The organism is Methylobacterium sp. ap11 (assembly GCF_900110515.1).
In the GTDB taxonomy this organism is placed as follows: domain Bacteria; phylum Pseudomonadota; class Alphaproteobacteria; order Rhizobiales; family Beijerinckiaceae; genus Methylobacterium; species Methylobacterium ajmalii.
On record NZ_FOEB01000014.1, the window covers coordinates 1 to 21581 of the forward strand.

The following is a 21581-nucleotide window of genomic DNA, read 5'->3' on the forward strand; positions in this document are numbered from 1 at the left end:
GCATGGGGCCTCGCAGAACGCCAAGCCCCAGGTGAACCACCATCCTCCGCCTCGCGCAGCCCAAACCCGCACCGAGGCTGAAGCGATTGCCCTGCCTGCAGCCTCCCCCCGCGTTGACACCGCGGGAGCCCCGGACGATACCGCGCCCGGCTCCCGATGCGCAGACAGATCCTCAAGACCGCGACGATCATCGCCCACGACCTCGTGGCGACGGCCCTCGCCGTGCTCCTCACCTTCGCGATCCGGTTCGACGGCCCGCTGCTGGCCGAACGGCTCGCCCACCTGCCGCTGCTGCTGCCGCCCTTCGTGGCCTGCGCCGGCCTGGTCTACCGTGCCTTCGGGCTCTACCGGACCAAGTGGCGCTTCGCCTCGCTGCCGGATCTGGCCAACATCGTGCGGGCGGTGGCGGTGCTGACGCTGCTGCTGCTCGTCCTCGACTACGTGCTGGTCTCGCCGGTCCTGTTCGGGATCTACTTCTTCGGCAAGATCGCCATCGGCCTCTATTTCGTCCTGCAGATCTTCCTGCTCGGCGGACCGCGGCTGGCGTTCCGCTACCTGAAATACAGCCGCTCGCGCCAGAGCGCGGCCCGGGCCGCCAGCACGCCCACCCTGCTGATCGGGCGCGGCCACGACATCGAGGTGGTGCTGCGCGCCATCGAATCGGGGGCGGTGCGCAAGCTCGATCCAAAGGGCATCCTCTCGCCCCGGGCCGAGGAGCAGGGCCAGACCATGCGCGGCGTGCCGGTCCTCGGCGCGGTCAGCGACCTCGAGGACGTGGTGGCCGGCATGGCGGCCCGCGGCGTGCCGATCCGCCGCCTGGTGGCGACCCCGAGCGCGCTCGCGCCCGAGGCCGAGCCGGAGGCGCTGATCGCCAAGGCGCGCCGCCTCGGCCTGCCGCTCGCCCGGGTGACGAGCCTCGGCGACACCGGCCGCGGGGCCGAGCTCGCCCCGATCGAGATCGAGGACCTGCTCCTGCGCCCGACGGTCGCCATCGACCGGCCGCGGCTGGAGCGTTTCCTGACCGGGCAGCGGGTCGTCGTCACCGGCGGCGGCGGCTCGATCGGCTCGGAGATCTGCGCCCGCGCGCTCGCCTTCGGGGCGAGCGCCGTCCTGGTGCTGGAGAGTTCCGAACCCGCCCTGCACGGGGTCCTGAGCCGCCCCGGCCTCTCCGGCAACGACCGGTTGAGCGGCGTCATCGCCGACATCCGCGACCGCGACCGGCTCTTCCGGGTGCTGGCGGACTTCAGGCCCGACTCCGTCTTCCACGCCGCCGCGCTCAAGCAGGTGCCCTACCTGGAGCGCGACTGGAGCGAGGGCATCAAGACCAACGTCTTCGGCTCGGTCAACGTCGCGGACGCGACGCTGGCGGCGGGTGCGCGTGCGCTCGTGATGATCTCGACCGACAAGGCGATCGAGCCGGTCTCGCAGCTCGGCGTGACGAAGCGCTTCGCCGAGATGTACGCCCAGGCCCTCGATGCCGGCCGCGCGCCCGCCGAGACCCGCCTCGTCGCGGTGCGCTTCGGCAACGTGCTCGGCTCGGTCGGCTCGGTGGTGCCGGTGTTCAAGGCGCAGATCGCCCGCGGCGGCCCGGTCACGCTCACCCACCCCGAGATGGTGCGCTACTTCATGACGGTGCGGGAGGCCGCCGATCTGGTGCTCACCGCCGCCTCGCACGCCGACCGCGAGGCCCGCGATCCGCAGGCCGGCGACCAGCGCGCCGCGGTCTACGTGCTGAAGATGGGCCAGCCGGTGCGCATCCGCGACCTCGCCGAGCGGATGATCCGGCTCGCCGGCTTCGAGCCCGGCGAGGACATCGACGTGGTGGTCACCGGCGCCCGCCCGGGCGAGCGCCTGAACGAGATCCTGTTCGCCCGCGACGAGCCGATGGTGAACCTCGAAGGCATCGACGGCGTGATGGCGGCCAAGCCCATCTTCGCCGACCGCGCCCAGCTGTCGTCCTGGCTCGACCGGCTCGCCGCGGCCGTGACGGCGGACGACCGGACGGCGGCCGACGCGGTGTTCGGCGAGGCGATCCCGGACTTCCTCGTGCGGCACGAGGCCGCCGGCGAGGCGGCGCGGCTCTCGCACGCCGGCTGAGGACCGGGGTGGCCTATTCGCCGGGCGCCATCCCGGCCCTCGGCCGTCCGGCGCAATAGCCCGCCACCGTCCCGATCGCCCACAGCGCCTTGTCGTACGCCGTCCCGGCATCCCGCCGCAGCAGCGCGCGGCCGCCGCTCGCGGTGAAGCGGGCGAGGCGGAAGGCGAGGTAGGGCAGGCCGTAGCGGTGGAGCCGCAGCACCCGGCCGAAGCCGCGGGCGTAGTCGGCGGCGCGGGCGTGGCGGCCGGCGCTCGCCACCTGATCGTGGTGGACGATCAGGCGGTGGCGGAAGACCACCCCCCTCCCCTGCCCGAGGAGGCGCAGCAGGAAGTCGGTCTCCTCGCCGGAGCGGAACGGAGTCGCCGCCCCGACGCCGAGGGTCTCGTCGAAGCCGCCGACGGCGCGGGCGGCCTCGCGGCGCACGAACAGGCCGTTGGAATTGCCCGCCGACCAGACGTTGCGCCGGTCGACCGCGCGGTCGGCAGGCAGGAAGGCGCCCAGCGATTCGCGGCCGGCCGCGTCGAGGGTGCGCCCGGTCACCGCGTCGGCCTGCGGGTGCGCCGCGAACAGCCCCACCACCTCGGCGACCAGGGTGTCCGGGTACCAGCAATCGTCGTCCGGGAAGGCGATCAGCTCGCCGCGGCAGCGGGCGAGCCCGACGTTGCGGGCGCGCGACAGGCCCGGGGCCGAGCGGACATGGTCGATGGCGAGGTCGTCGCGGTAGCGCGCCACCAGCGGTTCGAGGGTGCCGGGCTCGTTCTGGTCGACGAGCACCACCTCGAAGTCGCGGCGGGTCTGGCGGGTCAGCGAGTCGAACAGGCGCTCGAGCTGGGCCGAGCGGCCCTTGGTGCAGACGAGGAGCGAGAGGAGCGGCGAGGAGGCGGGCATGGCGGGGCTCGGGATCGCGGTGTCTCCGGTCATGGGCGTTCAGCCGCTGCGCGAGAGGCGTAGCGACAGGCCGCCCGGGCTTCGGCTCGGCCGGGCCGGGGCCGGCTCGGCGGCCGGCCGGGCCTCTCGCACCACCCGCTCGAGCAGCGCGAAGACCCGGTCCTGGTCGGCCTGGCGGCTGAGGTTGTGGTCGGTGCCCGGCAGGATCGTGACCGGGTAGCCGAGGCGGCGGCCGATCCGGTCGTCCGAGGCGCCGAAATGCGACTGTACGGTCGGGATGCCGAGGTCGTCGGCGCTGTAGACCATGCAGATCCGCGCGCCGCGCCGGCGGATGCGCGCCACCCGCCCGGCGACGCTGGCGCGCTGCAGCGTGCGCCACGGCATCCGGGCGCTCCAGCGGTCGAGGCGGGCGGTGGCGTCGCGCAGGAGCGCCGCGGCGATGCGCGACAGCCCGATCTCGCCGCTGAGGATGCGGCGCCAGAACCGGCCCTGGCGGGCGCGGGCGAGGTAGCCCTGGCTGTGGCGGAAGGTGTCCCGCACCATGGTCTCGACGTCGGTGCCGGGCTTCAGGTCGAAGCAGTACAGGTTGACGAGGAGGGCGGCGCGCAGGCGCGTATCCTGCGCCAGGGCCTGGAACGCCTGGTAGGCGCCGCTGCAATTGCCCAGGATCACGCCCGGGGTGTGCCCGAGCCCCGCGAGATGGTCGATCGCCGCCGTGACCTCGCCGACCGAATCCGCCGCGTAGAGCGGCAGCGAGCCGTCCGGCCGGTCGGGACTGTCGCCGATGCCGCGCAGATCGAAGCGGAACGAGGCGATGCCCGCCGCCGCCAGCCGCCGCGCCATCCGGGTGGTTTGCCGGCCGTGCCCGGCCCGCGGGTTGCGGCCGGAATTGACCACCAGCACGGTGTCGCCGCTCCAGGCCGCCGCCGGCCGGCACAGGATGCCGACGAGGCCGGGGCCGAAGCGCGAGACCTCCTCGGACCACGCCGCGTCCGTCAGCCGGCAGGGCTTGAGGGATCGGTCCCGCGCCCCGTCCCTCTCCCCCGTCGCGCCGTCCACCGCGAAGTCGCGCACGAGCGCGAAGGTCTGCTCGGGGGTGCGGGAGAAGAGCGGATCGGAGACGAGCTGGGTCAGGTCGGGGAACGGCCCGGTCTCGACGGCGCTGCTCAGCGCCCGGTAGCGCTCGGCCAGGGCCTCGACCTTCGGGCCGAGCAACAGGATCCGGGGCGCGGGCGGGCGCGCCGGCGCCATCAGGTCGAGGCCGGCGAGGTCGGCGAGGGTCCGGGCCCCGAGCACGAAGCTGCCGACCATCAGCGCGTCGGGCTCCTGGGGCATCGGCGTGCGGTCGGGCATCACGTCGAGGAGGCGTGACTGCATCGCCATCTCGCGCCGGTAGGCCTTGCCGGTGACGAACGGGCTCAGCATCACCAGCCGGTCGATCCCGGGCCCCGCGGAATCCTCCTGCGACAGAGCCGCCAGGGTGGCTCCGAGGCGCAGGCCCACGACCGCGACCTCCTCCACCCCCGCCCGCTCGCGCAGGAAGGCGATGCCGGCGCGGATCGCGTCGAGCGCCGCCGGGATCTCTGGGCCGTCGGGGTCGCGCGAATCGCCCTGGCCGGGATAGTCGAAGCGCAGGGTCGGGCAGCCGGCCCCGGCGATCGTGGCGGCGAGCTCGCGCCAGGAGCGGTAGGCGCAGCCCTGTTCGAACCCGAAGGTGCCGCAGAGCAGCACCCCGCGCCGCAGCGGGCCGGGCGCGTACCAGGCGAAGGCGTCGCCCAAGGCAACTGGAATGGCGACCGGGACGAGATCAGTCGGGCTCACGGGCGGCCTCGGGGTCGGGGACGGGCTCACGGGCGGGCGACCCGCACGGGGTGGTCGCGCAGCCAGCGCGCGAGCCGGAGCTTCAGGATCGTGACGAGGAAGACCGCGACGTCGAGGGTGTAGCGGCGCCCCAGCCGGCGCGGCTCGCGCAGGAGGCGGAAGACCCATTCGAGCCGCAGCGCCCGGACGGCCTCGGGCGCCCGGGTCGCCGTGCCGGCGGTGTAGTCGACGAGCGCGCCGACCCCCATCAGCAGGCGCGCGTCGATCCGCGCCCCGTGCTCGGCGATGAACAGCTCCTGGCCCGGGTTGCCGAGGGCGACGAGCAGGATGTCGGGCGCGGCGGCGTTGATCTCGGCCACGACCGCGCCGGCCTCCTCGGGCCGGAAATAGCCGTGGCGCACGCCAACGACCCGGTGCTGGGGATAGGCGAGCGCGAGGTTGCGGGCCGCGGCCCCGGCGATGCCGGGCTTGGCCCCCAGGAGGTAGAGCGTGCGCGGCGTCGTCTCGGCGGCCAGGAAGGCCGGGACGAGGTCGGTGCCGTTGAGGTTCTCGCGGAAGAACCGGCCGCGGAACAGCGCCGAGCACAGGTCGATGCCGAGGCCGTCGCTGACGAGGAGGAAGCCGCGCAGCGCCGCCGCGTAGGCCGGCTCGCGCAGGGCCGCCAGCAGCATGTTGGCGTTGCAGAAACCGAGGCAGAGCTGGGTTTTCCGCTCCAGGACCTCGTGCAGGTGAGCGAGGAGCTCGTCGCGGGTGAGGTCGGCGACGCTGACGCCTTCGAGGTCGAGCCGGTCGGCGCTCGCAGCTCGGGGCGCCGTGTCGAGAGCGCGATCAGGCATGGGACGCTTCCGATGCGGTGGGAGGATCCGTGTCGAGGCAAGATCATCGCCGTGATCGGTGAAGAAGTACCGACCGGCCCTATCCCGCGCAAAGTGAATGCGCCCCGCCCCGCCAGAGATGCAGCCTTAATTCGGCGCAGGGTTAACGGCGCGTTGGACCAATTTCGACACGGACGTTTCGCAACCTTGATGAATGGCTAAGCTTGTCGTCCGGAGACGACCGCCGCGATGCTGTCGCGGCGATTGTGTCGGGCGCACGAGATCGCGTTAAAGGCCCGATAGGAGATGGCTGCTACGCCGGGCGGGAGGAGGGCCGGCGCCGGCTGCCGCCCACCCGCCCGATCGAGAGGCGACGGACACGATGCTGACACTCGTCGCGCGACTGCGCCGGTCGGGGCGCTCGCAGCAATTCGCCTCGGCCTTCGTCGCCCGGATCGCCAGCGCGGTCCTGGGCTTCGTGATGCTGCTGGTCGCGAGCCGGCTGCTCACCACCTACGAGTACGGCGTCTACGTCTTCCTGTTCACCCTCGGCAGCGGACTCGGGCTGATCGTGGCGCTCGGCCAGCAGAACCTGGTGCTCAAGCATTACCGGGCGCAGGGCGGCGTCGGGCCGCACAACGACGCCCTGGTGCGCTACAATCTCGGCTGGCTGACCGCCGCGACCGTCGCGATGGTGGCGGTGAGCGCGGCGGTGTTCGTCGCCGAGGAATCGCTGCCCGATCCCTATCACCGGCTCCACCTCGCCTGCGCGTTCGCGGCGGTGTTCGCGCTCGCCGAATACCTGCAGAGCTACTTTCGCGTCCACGGCCGGATCTGGCTCGCGCTGCTGCCGCGGGAGGTGATCTGGCGCGGCGCCTGCTCGGTGCTGTTCTGCGCCGCGGCGTTCCTCGGCCTCCTCGACGGCGCCACCGCGGCGATGCTGATCCTGCTCGGGCTGCTCGCCGCGACGACGCTCTACCAGTTCTGGCACCTCGCGGCCCACCACGGCTGGGATTCCTGGCGCGGGGGCCTCTGGCGCGGGAGCTTGCGCCACCCCGCCAAGGGCGCGGCCTGGCGCGGCGAGAGCCTGCTGTTCACGGCCAACAACGCCATGGTGGCGGTGACGGCCTTCCTCGAGACCGTGATCGTCGGCGCGCTGCTGGGCATGGAGCAGGCGGCGTTCTACTTCGTGGCCCTGCGCTACGCGACGCTGGTGAACCTGCCGAGCGCGGCGATCGACACGGTCAGCATGCCGATGATCGCCGCCCATTTCCAGGCCGGCGACCGGGTCGGCGCGCAGCGCCTGGTCGGCCGGCTGTCGCTCGCGAGCTTCGCGATCTCGGCGGCCGGCGCGCTGGTGATGGCGGTCGGCGCGCCGTTCGCGCTCGCCCTGTTCAAGCCCGATTTCGCCGCCCATACCGACGTGCTGATGGTGCTCAGCCTGTCCTCGGTCGTCATCGCGTTCTTCGGGCCGGGGGCCTCGCTCCTGACGATCGGCGGCGGCGAGCGCTACATCCTGGTCGCCAACGCGGCGTTGTTCTCGGTCTACGCGGTGCTACTCTGCCTCGTGGCGGTGCCGTTCGGCATCCTCGGCGTCGCGGTGGCGAACGTGATCTGGACGGTGGTGATCAACCTCGTCCTGGCGCGCTGGGTGCGGGCGCACTGGGACGTGGACAGCCGGGCGACCGCCTTCTTCACGCGCCGGGCCTGGAGCCCGGTGCCGGCCGTCCCGCCCGGGGCGGTCCCCCAGGCGGCCGAGTGACGGGCAACAGACGTGACAAGCGACCGACCCGACATGGCCCGCCCGCTCGCCCGCTTTCCCGCCGCCGCCCTGTCGCTGGCCGGTCCCCTCCTCGCGGGCGCGCTCCTGGCGGCCGCGCTCCCGGCCGATCCGGCGCGTGGCGCCCAGCCGGGGGCGCCCCTGTGCCTGCGCGGGGTCAACATCAGCGGAGCCGAGTTCGGCACCGTGCCGGGGCGCTACGGCTTCGACTACCTCTACCCCTCCGCCGAGACGATCGGCCGCTTCGCCGCCCTCGGGCTGACGGCGATGCGGCTGCCGATCCGCTGGGAGCGGCTGCAGCCGGCGCTGCGCCAGCCCCTCGACCCGGACGAGCTCGCCCGGCTCGAAGCCGCGGTCGCGGCCGCGACGCAGGCCGGCCTGCGCACGGTGATCGACCTGCACAACTACGCCTATCACGGCAAGGCGCGGATCGATTCGGAGATGGTGACGGCCGAGGCCTTCGCCGACCTCTGGCGGCGCCTGGCGCAGCACTTCCGCGGCGACGCCTCGGTGGCGTTCGGGCTGATGAACGAGCCGCACGACATCCCGGCCGCGCGCTGGCTCGTGGCCGCCAACGCCGCCATCGCGGCGATCCGCGAGACGGGGGCGAGGCAGCTGGTCCTGGTCCCGGGTTCGGGCTGGAGCGGCGCCCATAGCTGGACCGCCGATTTGCCCACCGGCAACAACGCCGCGATCATGCTCGGCGTGGTCGATCCGGCCCGCAACACCGCCTACGAGGTCCACCAGTATCTCGACGCCGACTTCTCCGGCACCCATGCCGAGTGCAGCCGGGGCGCCGACGCCCTCGAGGCGGTGGAGCGCCTCACCGGCTGGCTGGCGAAGACCGGGCGCCGCGCCTTCCTGGGCGAGATCGGCGCCTCGGCGCGCCGCAACTGCCCGGAGCGCCTGCGGGCGGTGCTCGACCACGTCAACGCCAACCCGCAGCAATGGGTCGGCTGGACCGCCTGGGCCGCCGGCGACCTGTGGGCGCCCGACTACCCCCTGAAGCTCGACCCCGCCGGCGCCAACGCTCCCGTGGTGGCCGCGATCCAGGCCGCCGCCCAGGCCAAGCCGACCTGCGAGCGGTGAGCGGCGCGACGAGCCCTGGGGAGGACCCCGTCATGACGAGCCCGGCGCGGCCCCTCTCGATCCTCCACGTCGTCCGCCAGTTCCTGCCGAACCGGGGCGGGCTCGAGGACGTGGTCGCCAATCTCGCCCGCGAGCAGGCGCGCCTCGGCCACCGGGTGCGGGTCGTCACCCTCGACCGGCTGTTCTCGAAGCCCGAGGTGCGGCTGCCGGCGCGGGAGCGCCTGGAGGGGATCGACATCGAGCGGATCCCGTTCTCGGGCTCGCACCGCTACCCGCTGGCGCCCTCGGTGTTTCGCCACCTCGGCGATGCCGACCTCGTCCACGTCCACGCCGTCGACTTCTTCTTCGACGCGCTGGCCTGGGCGCGGCCCTTCCACCGCCGGCCGATGGTGGCGACGACCCATGGCGGCTTCTTCCACACCAACGCCCATTCGCGGCTCAAGGCGCTGTGGTTTTCCGGCCCGACCCGGGTGAGCGTGCGGGCCTACGAGGGGATCGTCGCCTGCAGCGAGAGCGATGCCCGGATGTTCGCGCCGATCGCGCCCGGCGGCGTGACGGTGATCCCGAACGGGGTCGACCTCGACAAGTTCGCGGGCGCCGCCTCGGCCGCGCCGCGCCGCGCCCTCCTGACGATCGGCCGGTTCTCGCACAACAAGCGCCTCGACCGGCTGCTCGCCGCCATGCGGGCGCTCGGCCCCGGCTGGCGGCTGCGGATCGTCGGGGTGCCGTCCGACGTGACGGTCGCGGCGCTCACCGCCGAGATCGACCGGCTCGGCCTGACCGACGCGGTGACGCTCCATGTCGGGCTCGACGTCCCGGCGGTCCGCGAGCTCATCGGGCAGTCGAGCCTGTTCGTCTCGGCCTCAGAGTACGAGGGCTTCGGCCTCGCACTGATCGAGGCGCTGAGCGCCGGCCTCGTTCCGGTTGCCCATCCCAACGACGCCTTCGCTTGGCTCAAAGAGCGCCACCCCTTGATTTCGCTGTGCGATTTCGCCGACCCCGCGAGCGCGGCCGGGGCGATCCGGGACGCCTACGCGCACCTGGCCGAGGGCCGGCTCGATCCCAGCGCCGCAAACCTGCCCGGTGCCGAGGATCTGTCGGAGTACCGCTGGCCGCGTGTCGCCGCCCGCTACGTCGCGCTCTACGAGGCCGCCCTGGCGGGAACGGGCGCAGGGACGGGCCTCCGCCCGTCAACGCCTCGTTAACCCTCTTCCCCGACCCTGGGCGGCCCCCTCCCCTGCCCCGGGGCGCGCGTCCTGCGCGCCGGCCCCGCCAGCACGAAGGACGAAGATGCAGCTCGTCGTGACCGCCCACACCGCCGACGGCCCGCTCTCGCACCAGCGCACCTCGCCCGAGGACGCCCTGCAGAAGGCGCAGGAACTCGAGGCCGAGGGCCACGATTGGGTCGTCATCACCGACATCACCGGGCGGCACTACGCGCCGCCGGAATTCGACAGCCTGTTCCTCAATCCCGGCCGCTGAGGCTTCATGTCCCCGATCACCGTCTACGTCGACGCCGATGCCTGCCCGGTCAAGGACGAGGTCTACCGCGTCGCCGGGCGGCACGGGGCGCATGTCGTGGTGGTGGCCAACAGCTTCATCACCGTCCCGCGCGAGCCATGGATCGAGCGGGTGATCGTCTCCGACAAGTTCGACGCCGCCGACGACTGGATCGCCGAGCGGGCCGGGCCGCACGCCGTCGTGGTCACCGCCGACGTGCCGCTGGCGAGCCGCTGCGTGAAGGCCGGCGCCAGCGTGCTCGGGCCCACCGGCAAGGCCTTCACCGATTCCTCCGTCGGGATGGCGCTCGCCACCCGCGACCTGATGCAGTCCCTGCGCGAGGCCGGCGCGGTCACCGGCGGCCCGAAGCCCTTCTCGGCCAAGGACCGCTCGGCCTTCCTCGGCGCCCTCGACCGGGCCCTGGTGCGGCTGCGGCGCAACGCCCAGGGCGGCTGAGACCGACGCGGGCGAACTTCCCTACCCCCCGCGGGTTCCCTGTCGTCGGCCGCGGTTCTCGCGCCTGCCGCACGGGAGAGCCAGCATGTCGGTCGAGGAAAAGACGGTCCACTACGACAGCCCGGCCGGCGGCTGGGGCTCGGTGCGCGGCATCGCCGAGGTGTTCGGCAAGGAGTGGGCGACGCCCCTCGCCACCGAGACCCTGTTTCACCAGAACAAGCCCGGCGGCTTCATGTGCACGTCGTGCTCGTGGGCCAAGCCCGCGAACTATCACCCGTTCGAGTTCTGCGAGAACGGCGCCAAGGCGACGCTGTGGGAGCTGACCACGCGGCGCTGCAAGCCCGAGTTCTTCGGCAAGCACACGCTGACCGAGCTGCGCGGCTGGAGCGACTACGAGCTGGAGCAGACCGGACGCCTGACCCATCCCTTACGCTACGACCGCGCCAGCGACCGCTACGTGGCGTGCGGCTGGGACGAGGCCTTCCGGGAGATCGGCGCCGAATTGCAGCGGCTCGATCCCAAGTCGACGGTGTTCTACTCGTCGGGCCGGGCGAGCCTCGAGACCTCGTATCTCTACGCCCTGTTCGCGCGGCTCTACGGCCACAACAACCTGCCCGATTCCTCCAACATGTGCCACGAGACGACCTCGGTGGCGCTGAAGAAGGTGATCGGCGAGAGCGTCGGCACGGTGGTGTTCGACGATCTGTCGACCTGCGACGCGATGTTCTTCTTCGGCCAGAACACCGGCACCAACTCGCCGCGGTTCCTGCACCCGCTGCAGGAGGCCTCGAAGCGGGGCGTGAAGATCATCACCTTCAACCCCGTGCGCGAGCGGGGCCTCGAGAGCTTCACCAATCCGCAGAGCCCGGTCGAGATGCTGACCCGCAAGGCGACGCCGATCAGCGCGCAGTACCATCAGGTCCGGCCCGGCGGCGACATCGCGGCGATCCTCGGCCTGTGCAAGCATATCTTTGCCGCCGACGACGCCGCCAAGGCGCGCGGCACCCGCGTCCTCGACGTCGACTTCATCGCCCAGCACACGACCGGGCTCGACGCGTTCGAAGCCAAGGTCCGGGCGACCTCGTGGGAGGAGATCGAGCGCGAATCGGGACTGGCCCGCGCCGACATCGAGGCGGCGGGCCAGGTCTATGTCGAGGCCGAGCGGGTCTGCGCCTTCTACGGCATGGGCCTGACGCAGCACGTCCACGGCTTCGAGAACGTCGCGATGGTCGTGAACCTCCTGCTGCTCAAGGGCAATATCGGGCGCGACGGCACCGGCGTGTCGCCGGTGCGGGGTCACTCCAACGTGCAGGGGCAGCGCACCGTCGGCATCTCGGAGAAGCCCGAGCTGGTGCCCCTCGACCGGATCGCCGCACAGTTCGGGTTCGAGCCGCCGCGGGAGAAGGGCGTCAACACGGTCGAGGCCTGCGAGGGCATCCTGAAGGGCACGATCAAGGCCTTCATCGGGCTCGGAGGCAATTTCGTGCGGGCGATCCCCGACCAGGACCGGATGGAGAAGGCCTGGACCGGCATGCGGCTCACCGTGCAGGTCGCGACGAAGCTCAACCGCTCGCACCTCGTCAACGGCGAGATCGCCTACCTGCTGCCCTGCCTCGGCCGGACCGAGGAGGACAAGCAGGCGGGCGGGCCGCAGGCGGTCAGCGTCGAGGACACGTTCAGCTGCATCTACGGCTCGAAGGGCCGCCGCACCCCGGCGAGCGACTTCCTGAAATCCGAGGTCGCGATCGTGGCCGGCCTCGCCAAGGCGACGCTCGCGCCGAACCCCAAGGTGACCTGGGACGCCTGGGTCGGCGATTACGGCCTGATCCGCGACGAGATCGCCAAGACCTACGTCGAGGAGTTCCACGACTTCAACGACCGGCTCTGGATCCCCGGCGGGTTCTACCGCGGCAACTCCGCCCGCGAGCGGATCTGGAAGACCGAGAGCGGCAAGGCCACGTTCACGGCGCCCGAGGTGATGTCGGCCGCCGGGTTCGGGGATGCGGACGGGCGCTACCGGCTGATCACCATGCGGTCGAACGACCAGTTCAACACCACGATCTACGGCTACAGCGACCGCCTGCGCGGGATCGAGGGCACCCGCGACGTGCTGCTGATGAACCCGGCCGAGATCCGCCGGGCGGGGCTCACGGAAGGCCAGGTCGTGTCGCTCGTCAGCGATGCCGGCGACGGCATCACCCGTGAGGTGACCGGCCTCACCGTGACGCCGTTCTCCCTGCCGGACGGGTGCCTGGGCGCCTATTACCCCGAGATGAACCCGCTGATGGCGCTCTCGCACCACGACATCCAGTCGGGAACGCCGGCCGCGAAATCGGTGCCGGTGCGGATCAAGCCGGAGGCCGGCGGACCGAAGGCCGACCGGCGCGAGCCGACCGGGCATTCGGCCCATCCGATCTGAGGGGGTGCCGTCCCCCCTCCCCCACCCCGGTCCGGCCTCCGGCACCACGCATCAAAGTGCCGGTTGCATACGGATGGCGCACAATTGTGCTTGTGTGGGGGCGGCGCGGCGGCTACCACTGTGATCACAGACACGACACAAGCCGCCCTCGAGAGCGGTCCGCAGTCTGGGGAGGAAGGCCCTCGTGAAGGGCGAGCACCGCCGCGACGCCATCGCGGCGGTGCTTCTCGTTCGGGGTCACGCCCCTCTACAAGACGACGAACGTGCCGGCGGTGACGCCGCCGCTCGCCGGCACCGGTTCGCGGCCCATCGGGCCGATGGCCACCACTGCGAGAGATCCCGCCCGGCGATGGCCCCTTAAGGGACACGACGGGACCGCGCCCGTCAGAACCGCCCCGCCAGGGTCAGGCGCAACGCGGTCGGCTCGACTGGGTGGAAGTGCCGATCGGCCACGGCGGCGGCTTCTCCGGGCAAGCGGGACTCGTAGAAGTAGGTGATCTGGTCGGCCTTCGCGTTCGTCAGGTTGAGCACGTCGAGGGCGAGGCTCACGCCGTTGTCGAAGGCGTAGCCGAGACGGCCGTTGAGCAGCGCGGTCGGCTTCGAGCGCACCGAGTTGTCCTCGATCAGCGGCCGGGGGCCGAAGTACCGGAAGCGCAAGGATCCGAACCAGCCCCGGCCCTCGCCGAAGGTGATTCCCGCCGACGCGATGGTGGTCGGCGCCTCCGGCACGCGCTGGCCGACGGGGTCGCGGTCGGAGAAGCGCGCGTTGGTGATCGTCAGGTCGCCCTCCAGCCGCAGCCACGGCGTGACCGCGTAGTGGTTGCTCCACTCGATGCCGAAGCGGCGGGTCGGCCGGCTCGGCTCGGTGGTGCCGGTGTCGCCCTGGAACAGGTTCTCGGAGGCGAAGTCGAGCCGGAACAGGGCGAGGCTCGTCTCCAGCCCGGCGATGGAGCGGTTGCGGATGCCGACCTCGTAGCCCGTCGAGGGCACCAGGAACGGCGAGCGGCTGATGTTGAACAGCGGGCTTGCCGGATCGACCGTCGCGGTGACGCCGCGGACGTCGTTCGAGTGGAAGCCGCCGCCGTAGTTCACATATAACTCGGTATCGAGCCACGGCCCGAGCACCGCGCCGAGCTTCGGGGTGACGATGCCGTCGCGGGCCCGCCCGGAATTCGCCGGCGTGTCGGAGCGGACGTCGGCGTAGTAGCCGTCGGCCCGGAAGCCGACGCTGGTGCGCAGCCAGTCGGTCCAGCGCACCCGGTTCTCGTAGTAGAACGCCGCGCTCGCCTCCAGCACCCGGTCGTCGAGCACCGTCGAGCGGTATTGCCGGGCGGTGGTGTTGAACAGGCCGACCCGGATGTCGTCGGTACGGGTCTGGAGGCCGATCTCGTTCTCCATCGGCAGCCCGAGCAGGTCGCCCTGGAAGACGCGGCTGATCTCGCCGCCGCCGAGCACCCGGGCGTCGCGCTGGCGGAACTGGTCGCCGTTGACGGGATCGTTGAGGAAGTAGGTGAAGTTGTTCCAGAGGTTCATCTGGTAGCGGATCACGTAGGCCGAGGCCCGGGTGATGCCGCCCGCGTCCGATTGGCTCCAGCGTCCCGAGAGCGAGAAGCGCCCGGTCTCGCCGCCATCGGTCGGGTCCAGCGTGCCGTAGCGGCCGATAATCCCCTCCGCCACCGCCCGCTCGGGGATCTGGTTGGTGGCGTTCCACTTCGCCCAGTAGGCCATGCCGGTGACGGAAAACCCGTCGGTCGCGGTGCCCTGGCTGTAGCGGGCGACGCCGTTGAGCTTGCGCAGGGCATCGGGCACCACCCACGGCCCATCGTAGGTCTGCGCCTCGCCCGCCACCAGGAGGTTGCCCGCGCCGAGCGGCAGGGAGGCGGCCGAGAGCCCGCGCTTGTAGCCGAAGCTGCCCAGCGTGGTCAGCGCGACGTTGCGGTCGAGCTTGTCGAGGTAGTCGATCCGCACCGATCCCGCCGAGGCGAAGTCGCCGTCGCGGACGAAGTACGGGCCCTTGTGGAATTCGACCGCGCCGACGAGCTCGGGGATCAGGAAGTTGAGGTCGGCATAACCCTGGCCGTGGGCATGGGTGCGCATGTTCACCGGCATGCCGTCGACGTGGAGGGCGATGTCGGTGCCGTGGTCGAGGTTGAAGCCGCGCAGGAAGAACTGGTTGGCTTTGCCCTCGCCGGAATGCTGGGTGACGATCAGGCCCGGCACCGATTCCAGGACCTCGCCGGGACGGGTGACGGGGCGGCTGTTGAGCTGCGCGCCCGAGATGATCCCGGCACTGGCGGCATCGACGGTCGCGAGCGCTCCGCCGATGCCGGTGACGCCGCCGACGTAACCGGCACTGGCGGCGGGGCCCGACGGGGCGGGTGGCGGGGCGGAGACCTCGATCTCGTCGAGGCGGATCTCGCCCGCGGGCCCCTGGGCACCGGCTGGCGAGGATGCCACGGCGGCGATGCAGGCGACGAGCGGGGGAACGAACGACAGGCGGGAGGCAGGCACGGTCGGGACTCGGGCAACGGCAGTGGCACGTCACCGCGAACGAGGCCGCCCGGATCGCGAAGACCCGTTCCGACACCCGTCAGGACACCCCGCCCGACGCGCTTCGCGCGTGACCACGACTGACGGCAGGTCTCCTGGCTCGCGGGTCGGTGCCCGCCACCGTCTTCCCGGGTGAGGCACCCAGTGACTATGGTGGTGGAAGGCTCGCCGCTTACAGTTGCGGGGGCAGCCGCGGCATCGGGCGAACCCCCACCGCGTTCCCTTTTGATCCCCGAGGGGAACCGTCGCCGTGAGGGTGGCGGTTCGAGGGATCCGGGTCAATGCCCCGCGGTGCGATTGCGAACGCGCAGGTCTCGTCGCCTGCCGGTCGTTGCACCCGGGCACCGTTGCCCGCCGGGCCGGCTCGCGTCGACGCCACGCCCCGGGACAGGATCCGGCATCACGTGGACCGCCCCGGTTCCGGCGGGTCCGGGAACGGCGTCCAGTCGGTGAACGCCTCCGGGGCGTAGCCGTACTCGGTGGTGGCGACGTGCCAGGGGCGCGCATCGCCGACGCGCCCGGGATCCCAGCGGATCACGGCGCGCCGATCCGGCTCGTCCCGGTGGATGGCGATGATCCAGCGGCCATCCTGGGGGGCGCGATCGATGGGCCTCCAATCGGTCATCGGCTGCTCCTCATCGGCTGCCCCGCGGCGGCGGACTCTCGTCGTCCAACGCGCCGCGCCTGCCGCCGTTCGCCGTCAGCGCGGCGCGGACCCGCGCACCAGGCGCTCGCCGGCCTCGCATTCGCGCAGGAAGGTCGCCCGTCCGTCGCCGGTGATGCCGCTCCGGTCGGCCTTGGCCTCGCAGACCTCCCGCTCTCCGGTCCGCGGCGCGTCCTCGGCGAGGGCGGCGGGAGCCAGGAAGGGGGCCAGGACGGAGGCCGGCAGAGCGAGGAGCAGGACGGCGCGGCGCATGACGGATCTCGGAATGTCGGGCGGGACCGGTGAGGCATCGTCGCGCCCGTGCGATGGTTCCCGTGTGCCCTCGGCTCCCGTCAGGGCTTGGCGCGGCCGGCCCGGTAGGCGGCCAGGATCTCCGGCAGCCGGTCGAGGACGTAGTCGGCGAGGCCCGGCTCGGCGGTCTCGTCGAACGACACCGCGACTCGATCCGGGCGGCGCTCGATCCGGGCGATGCCGCGGCCGGCCTCGTCGCTCCAGACCTGCGGCGCCGGTTTCGGGGCCGCCGGGGGGGCGAGCGCGTGCAGCACGGCCGCGAAGCGCTCGTTCGTCGGCGTCTCGGCGAGGGCCGGATCGGCGATGAGCCCGGCGATCCGCTTCGGGCTCGCCGCCCGGATCCGCTCGGCGAGCAGCATCCAGCGCGGCCGCCCGGCGGCGGGCGCCGGGCCGATCGCCCGGACGACGTCGGCCGGCACCGTGCGGGCGACCGAGATTAGGGTCGAGAGGTCGCCCTTGCCGACGCCCATCGCGGCGATGATCGTGGCGCGGGAAAAGCCGTGCTCCTCGAGCCGCAGCGCGAAGAACGCCCGCTCGATGTAGCTGAGGTCCTGCCGCTCCAGGTTCTCCTTGCCCTGGGCCACCACCAGTTCGGCGTCCGAGAGCGGGCGCACCACGGCGCGGACCGGCCGGGCGAGGCGGCGCGCCGCCTGGATGCGGCGGCGGCCGTAGGCGACCTGGAACCGGTCCGGGTCGGCGGGGTGGGGGCGCACCAGGATCGGCACCTGCTGGCCGCTCTCGCGGATGCTCTCGACCAGGGCCGCCAGGCCCGGGTCGGTCGCGTCCGCCACCCGGTCGGCGATGAAGGAATCGTCGATCCGCTCCGGGGCGATCTCGACGACGACCGTGCCGGCCTCGATCTCGGCGGCGGCGTCGGCCCGGGCGGCGAGCCCGCGCAGCGTGCTGCTCATCGCCCGCACCGCACCGCTGCGGCTGCGCTCGGGCGAGCGGGAGGCCGGGTTTGCAGCTGCGAACTCGGGCTCGGCCGGGGTCGGGTTTGCAGTTGCAAACGGCTCGGGCGCCGGCGGGGCGGCGGCCGGCTCGGCCGCGGGCGGCGGGGCGGCGGGCTTCGCGGCCGGGCGGGCGCCGAACAGCGCGTCGAGGTTCGACTTGCGGCTCATGGGCGGCCCCAGGCACGGCGGATCAGTCCCTCGATCTCGCCGTTGACCGCCTCGAGGGATTCGAGCGCCCGGTCGTAGGTCGAGCGGGTCACGCCCTCGCGGCCGATCTCGTAGAGGGTCTGCTTCGACAGGCCGGCATCCGACACGGCGGAGGACTTGAGCATCGGCGCGGTCAGCACCGCGTCCTCGAACAGGGTGCGCAGCATCCCGACGATGCGGGTCTGCGGCGCGTCCTGCTGCTCGTAGCGGGTCACCAGGTAGCGCAGCCAGTCGTAGTGCAGCCGCCCGCCGGATTCCGCCACCACGCCGAGCAGGTCCTCGGTCATCGCCAGGAACTGGCTCATCGAGGCGACGTCGAGCATCTGCGGATGCACGGTGATGAGCAGCGAGGTCGCGGCGCAGAGCGCCGAGAGGGTGAGGTAGCCGAGCTGGGGCGGGCAATCGATGACGACGATGTCGTAATCCTGCGCTACCGTGTCGATGGCATGCGCCACCCGGTCGAAGAACAGCGGCTCGCCGGCCCGGCGGCGGGTCAGCGCCCGCGGCGTCTCGTGCTCGAACTCCATCAGCTCGAGGTTGGCGGGCACGAGGTCGAGGCCGGTGAAGTAGGTCGGCCGCACGACCTCGCGCAGCGGCTTGGCGTCGTCGTAGCGGATCGCGCCGTACAAAGTCTCGTCGGCGCCGACATCGAGCTCGGGCTGCACGCCCATCAGGGCGGAGAGGCTGGCCTGGGGATCGAGGTCGATGGCGAGCACCCGGTAGCCGCGCAGGACCAGGGACTGGGCGAGGTGGGCGGTGGTGGTGGTCTTGCCCGAGCCGCCCTTGAAGTTCGCCACCGCGACGACCTGGAGGTGCTCGGCGCCGCTACGCCGCGGCTGGTAGCGCCGGCCGCCCCGGGTGTTCTCGTCCAGGTAGGCGCGCAGGCCGTGGATGTCGGACAGCGTGTAGGAGCGGCGGCCGTTCGCCGACACCTCGGGCTGCGGCCCGAGCCCCTCGGCGGCGAGCTGCTGGAGGCGCGACACCGTCACGCCGATGATCCGGGCGGCCTCCGCCGAGGTGAAGCGGCGCAGGCCCTTGGCGGCGGTGGGCGGAAACAGCCCGGAGGAGATCGCCTGCAGCTGCGCCCGGAGCGTCGCCGCATGGGCGCCGATCGTCGCCGCGGGCGCGACTTGCGCGGCACCGGGGGCAGGGGAGTGGGGCGGCGTGTGCTGATTCATCCGCGCGGGCCCTGTTTGCAGAAAATTCGCCGGTTCGGCGCTCGAACTGCAATTCGCCGGTTTTCGACCGATTCGCAATCGGGGCCGCCAAACCGGCGCAAGCCCCGCGCAAGCCTGGCACGACAGCGGCCCCGCTACGCCGCCGCTCCGCGGGGTGGGAGGCAATTCCGTAAGCTTGACGCGATGTCCACCCTGCCGCCCCGTCGGCGCTTCGCCAGCCGTTAAGCTGTGCCGAGTTGAATACCCGTGCCAGATCGGATCAACCACCCGCTCCGCAATGGAGCAGGTAATTCTCAAAAATAGACATGTAAAAATTTACCAAGATTTAGGCGCAAGATTGCAATTTCAACTGCGGGATGGGATCCTGTGCCAAGCAGAGAAGGTGGAGCCCCATGGTCGAAATCTCCGACATTCGTGACGTGCTGAAGTCGCTGGAATCCCTCAAGAGCGTGGTCGACACCCTGTCGGACGACGACGACCTGTTCGAGAAGGGCCTCGATTCCTTCGGCTCCGTGCAGCTGATGCTGGCCCTCGAGGAGCGGTTCGACATCGAGTTCCCGGACTCGGCGCTCGGCCGGCGCTCGTTCTCGACCATCCGGATCATCCGGGACACCGTCGCGGGCCTGCGCCAGCAGGAGGCCGCATGAACATGCATGTCGAGGTCGCGGCGACGGTGCCCGGTGCGGCACCCGTCGCGACGGACGCACCGGCGGGCGCCCTCGACGCGCGCGCCAAGCGCGCCGCGGACATCGCCGCCCGCTACGCCGACGCGGTCGACCGCGAGGGCCGCTTTCCGGCCGAGGCCGTGGCGGCGCTCAAGGCCGAGCGCCTGCTCGGCATCCAGGTGCCCGCGTCGCTCGGAGGGGAGGGGGCCTCGATGAGCGAGATCGCCGAGCTCTGCGCGGTTCTCGGCCGCGCCTGCTCGGCCGCCGCGATGGTGTTCGCGATGCACCACATCAAGCTCGCGAGCCTCGTCACCCACGGGGTCGACAGCGCCTGGCATCGCGGCCTGATGCAGCGGATCGCCGGCGAGCAGATGCTGATCGCCTCCTCGACCACAGAGGCCGGCATCGGCGGCGATCTCCGCAACAGCCTCTGCGCCGTCGAGGCCGAGGGGACGGGAGACGGCGACACCTTCCGGCTGACCAAGGAGGCCAGCGTCATCTCGTACGGCGCGCAGGCCGACCTGATCCTCGCCACCGCCCGCCGCCACAAGGAGGCCGCGACCTCCGACCAGGTGCTGGTGGCGCTGCTCGCCGACCAGATCACGCTCGAGCGCACCAGCACCTGGGACACGCTCGGCATGCGCGGCACCTGCAGCGACGGCTTCCTGCTCAAGGCCGAGGGCCTGCCCGTGGCCCAGGTGCTGCAGAAGCCCTTCGCGGAGATCGCCGCGCAGTCGATGCTCGCCGCCTCGCACCTGCTCTGGGGCAGCGTGTGGTTCGGGATCGCGTCCTACGCGGTCGACCGCGCCCGCGCCTTCGTGCAGGCCGAGGCGCGCAAGAAGCCGGGCCAGGTGCCCCCGGGCGCGCTGCGGCTCGCGGAAGCCGCCAACGAGCTCCAGGCGATGAGAAGCACGGTGGTCGCCGGGCTCGCCCGCTACGAGGCCGCCAAGGGCGACCCCGACGCGCTGAGCGCCATCGGCTTCTCGATCATGCTCAACAACGTCAAGACCACGGTGTCGGCCCAGGCCGTCGACATCGTCCAGCGCGCCCTCTCGGTGGTGGGCCTCGCCGGCTACAAGAACGGCACCCCGTTCAGCCTCGGCCGGCAGCTGCGCGACGTCCTCTCGGCGCCGCTGATGATCAACAACGACCGCATCCTCTCCAACACCGCCAACCTTCTGCTGGTGCAGAAGGGCAGCGGCAAGCTCCTGAGCGCGTGATGGACCAGAGCCTCTCCTCCGACCTGCTGCCCGCCGCCGACGAGGCGTCCTTCGTCGGAGCCCTACCCGAGCCCTCCGAGCCGCGCTCGTTCCTCGACCGCCTGTTCGACCGCGGGCTCCTGATCCGCACCGGGGTCGACGGGCTCTACGGCCGCTCCGGCGCCTTCGAGAGCGTGGTCGAGGCCCTCGACCGGCTGGTCTCGCGCATCGGCGCGGCCGACGGCGCCGAGGCCCTGCGCTTTCCCCCCGGCATGGCCCGGTCGAGCTTCGAGCGCAGCGGCTACCTCAAGGGCTTCCCGCACCTCGCCGGCACGGTGCACAGCTTCTGCGGCAACGAGGCCGACCACGCCCGTCTGCTCGCCTGCCTCGACGCCGGCGAGGACTGGACCGCCAAGCAGGCCGCGACCGATATCGTCCTGACCCCGGCCGCCTGCTACCCGCTCTACCCGGTCGCCGCCGCCCGCGGCCGGCTGCCTGAGGGCGGGCTCTTGTTCGACCTGCAATCCTACTGCTTCCGGCACGAGCCCTCGCTGGAGCCGACCCGGATGCAGCTGTTCCGGATGCGCGAATACGTCCGCATGGGCACGCCCGAGCAGGTGCTGGCCTTCCGCGAGCTGTGGCTCGAGCGCGGCACCACGATGATGCGCGACCTCGGCCTGCCGCTCGCCATCGATCCGGCCAACGATCCGTTCTTCGGCCGCGCCGGCAAGATGCTCGCCAACAACCAGCGCGCCCAGGCGCTGAAGTTCGAGCTGAACGTGCCGGTCAACAGCGAGGACAAGCCGACCGCCTGCCTCAGCTTCAACTACCACCAGGACCATTTCGGCACGACCTGGGGCATCGAGCAGTCCGACGGCACCACCGCCCACACGGCCTGCGTCGGGTTCGGGCTGGAGCGGATCACCCTCGCGCTCCTGCGCCACCACGGCCTCGATCTCGACGCCTGGCCGGCGGAGGTCCGCGCCCAGCTCTTCGGCTGAGGCCCGG

Annotated in this window: 18 protein-coding genes and 1 riboswitch; of the genes, 10 read left to right on the forward strand and 8 right to left on the reverse strand. The window is 72.1% G+C overall.

The features are described from left to right. The first annotated feature begins 156 nt into the window (after nt 1–156). A complete protein-coding gene (locus BMX97_RS19680) occupies nt 157–2097 on the forward strand; it encodes an SDR family NAD(P)-dependent oxidoreductase (RefSeq protein WP_091752992.1) in 1941 nt (646 codons plus the stop codon). A gap of 13 nt (nt 2098–2110) precedes the next feature. Here BMX97_RS19680 and BMX97_RS19685 read toward each other — a convergent pair whose 3' ends face one another. Genes BMX97_RS19685 through BMX97_RS19695 form a run of 3 tightly spaced genes read right to left on the reverse strand, consistent with a single transcriptional unit; the run spans nt 2111 to nt 5643 of the window. Beyond that, nucleotides 2111–3019 carry a glycosyltransferase family 2 protein gene (locus BMX97_RS19685; protein WP_244538529.1) on the reverse strand — a complete coding sequence of 303 codons (909 nt, stop codon included), beginning with the start codon at nt 3017–3019 and terminating at the stop codon, nt 2111–2113. A gap of 6 nt (nt 3020–3025) precedes the next feature. Further along, nucleotides 3026–4807: an alpha/beta fold hydrolase gene (locus BMX97_RS19690; RefSeq protein ID WP_143074656.1), complete on the reverse strand. Its 1782-nt coding sequence runs from the start codon at nt 4805–4807 to the stop codon at nt 3026–3028. Between the two features lie 26 nt (nt 4808–4833). After that, on the reverse strand, nt 4834–5643 hold the full coding sequence (locus BMX97_RS19695) for a WecB/TagA/CpsF family glycosyltransferase (RefSeq protein WP_091752994.1): 810 nt from the start codon (nt 5641–5643) through the stop codon (nt 4834–4836). 361 nt (nt 5644–6004) lie between these two features. Here BMX97_RS19695 and BMX97_RS19700 point away from each other — a divergent pair, with 361 nt between their 5' ends. From BMX97_RS19700 to BMX97_RS19725, 6 genes are all read left to right on the forward strand, one after another. Continuing rightward, a complete protein-coding gene (locus tag BMX97_RS19700) occupies nt 6005–7384 on the forward strand; it encodes a lipopolysaccharide biosynthesis protein (protein ID WP_091752995.1) in 1380 nt (459 codons plus the stop codon). Nucleotides 7385–7417: 33 nt separating this feature from the next. Next, a complete protein-coding gene (locus tag BMX97_RS19705; protein WP_091752996.1) occupies nt 7418–8491 on the forward strand; it encodes a glycoside hydrolase family 5 protein in 1074 nt (357 codons plus the stop codon). 32 nt (nt 8492–8523) lie between these two features. After that, a complete protein-coding gene (locus tag BMX97_RS19710) occupies nt 8524–9696 on the forward strand; it encodes a glycosyltransferase family 4 protein (RefSeq protein ID WP_091752997.1) in 1173 nt (390 codons plus the stop codon). An 85-nt stretch (nt 9697–9781) separates the two neighbouring features. Further along, the gene (locus tag BMX97_RS19715; protein ID WP_060850784.1) at nt 9782–9973 is read left to right on the forward strand and encodes a hypothetical protein; all 192 of its coding nucleotides are present in this window, start codon (nt 9782–9784) and stop codon (nt 9971–9973) included. A gap of 6 nt (nt 9974–9979) precedes the next feature. Further along, nucleotides 9980–10447, forward strand: a complete 468-nt coding sequence (locus BMX97_RS19720) for a YaiI/YqxD family protein (RefSeq protein ID WP_091752998.1) — start codon at nt 9980–9982, stop codon at nt 10445–10447. A gap of 85 nt (nt 10448–10532) precedes the next feature. Continuing rightward, nucleotides 10533–12866: an FdhF/YdeP family oxidoreductase gene (locus BMX97_RS19725; protein ID WP_091752999.1), complete on the forward strand. Its 2334-nt coding sequence runs from the start codon at nt 10533–10535 to the stop codon at nt 12864–12866. A gap of 384 nt (nt 12867–13250) precedes the next feature. Here the strand turns inward: BMX97_RS19725 and BMX97_RS19730 are convergent, their stop codons facing one another. From BMX97_RS19730 to repA, 5 genes are all read right to left on the reverse strand, one after another. Next, complete coding sequence (locus tag BMX97_RS19730) at nt 13251–15281, reverse strand: TonB-dependent receptor (RefSeq protein ID WP_244538542.1); 2031 nt, start codon at nt 15279–15281, stop codon at nt 13251–13253. 202 nt (nt 15282–15483) lie between these two features. Beyond that, nucleotides 15484–15678, reverse strand: a riboswitch (cobalamin riboswitch). A gap of 138 nt (nt 15679–15816) precedes the next feature. Then, entirely contained in the window at nt 15817–16041 is a 225-nt protein-coding gene (locus BMX97_RS19735; protein WP_091753000.1) for a hypothetical protein, read from the reverse strand. Nucleotides 16042–16116: 75 nt separating this feature from the next. Next, nucleotides 16117–16332: a hypothetical protein gene (locus BMX97_RS19740; protein WP_091753001.1), complete on the reverse strand. Its 216-nt coding sequence runs from the start codon at nt 16330–16332 to the stop codon at nt 16117–16119. Between the two features lie 80 nt (nt 16333–16412). Continuing rightward, nucleotides 16413–17492, reverse strand: a complete 1080-nt coding sequence (repB, locus tag BMX97_RS19745) for a plasmid partitioning protein RepB (RefSeq protein WP_091753002.1) — start codon at nt 17490–17492, stop codon at nt 16413–16415. After that, the gene (gene repA, locus BMX97_RS19750) at nt 17489–18709 is read right to left on the reverse strand and encodes a plasmid partitioning protein RepA (RefSeq protein ID WP_091753003.1); all 1221 of its coding nucleotides are present in this window, start codon (nt 18707–18709) and stop codon (nt 17489–17491) included. Before repA ends, repB begins: the two co-directional genes overlap by 4 nt. Nucleotides 18710–19101: 392 nt before the next feature. Between repA and BMX97_RS19755 the strand changes: the two genes are divergently transcribed. The 3 genes from BMX97_RS19755 to BMX97_RS19765 are packed head-to-tail and all read left to right on the forward strand — an operon-like array spanning nt 19102 to nt 21574. After that, entirely contained in the window at nt 19102–19356 is a 255-nt protein-coding gene (locus tag BMX97_RS19755; RefSeq protein ID WP_091753004.1) for an acyl carrier protein, read from the forward strand. After that, nucleotides 19353–20594 (forward strand): acyl-CoA dehydrogenase family protein, encoded by a 1242-nt coding sequence (locus tag BMX97_RS19760; RefSeq protein ID WP_244538530.1) that lies wholly within the window; start codon nt 19353–19355, stop codon nt 20592–20594. Before BMX97_RS19755 ends, BMX97_RS19760 begins: the two co-directional genes overlap by 4 nt. Further along, nucleotides 20594–21574: an amino acid--[acyl-carrier-protein] ligase gene (locus BMX97_RS19765; RefSeq protein WP_091753005.1), complete on the forward strand. Its 981-nt coding sequence runs from the start codon at nt 20594–20596 to the stop codon at nt 21572–21574. The genes BMX97_RS19760 and BMX97_RS19765 overlap by 1 nt, the downstream gene beginning before the upstream one ends. The last annotated feature ends 7 nt before the right edge of the window (nt 21575–21581 follow it).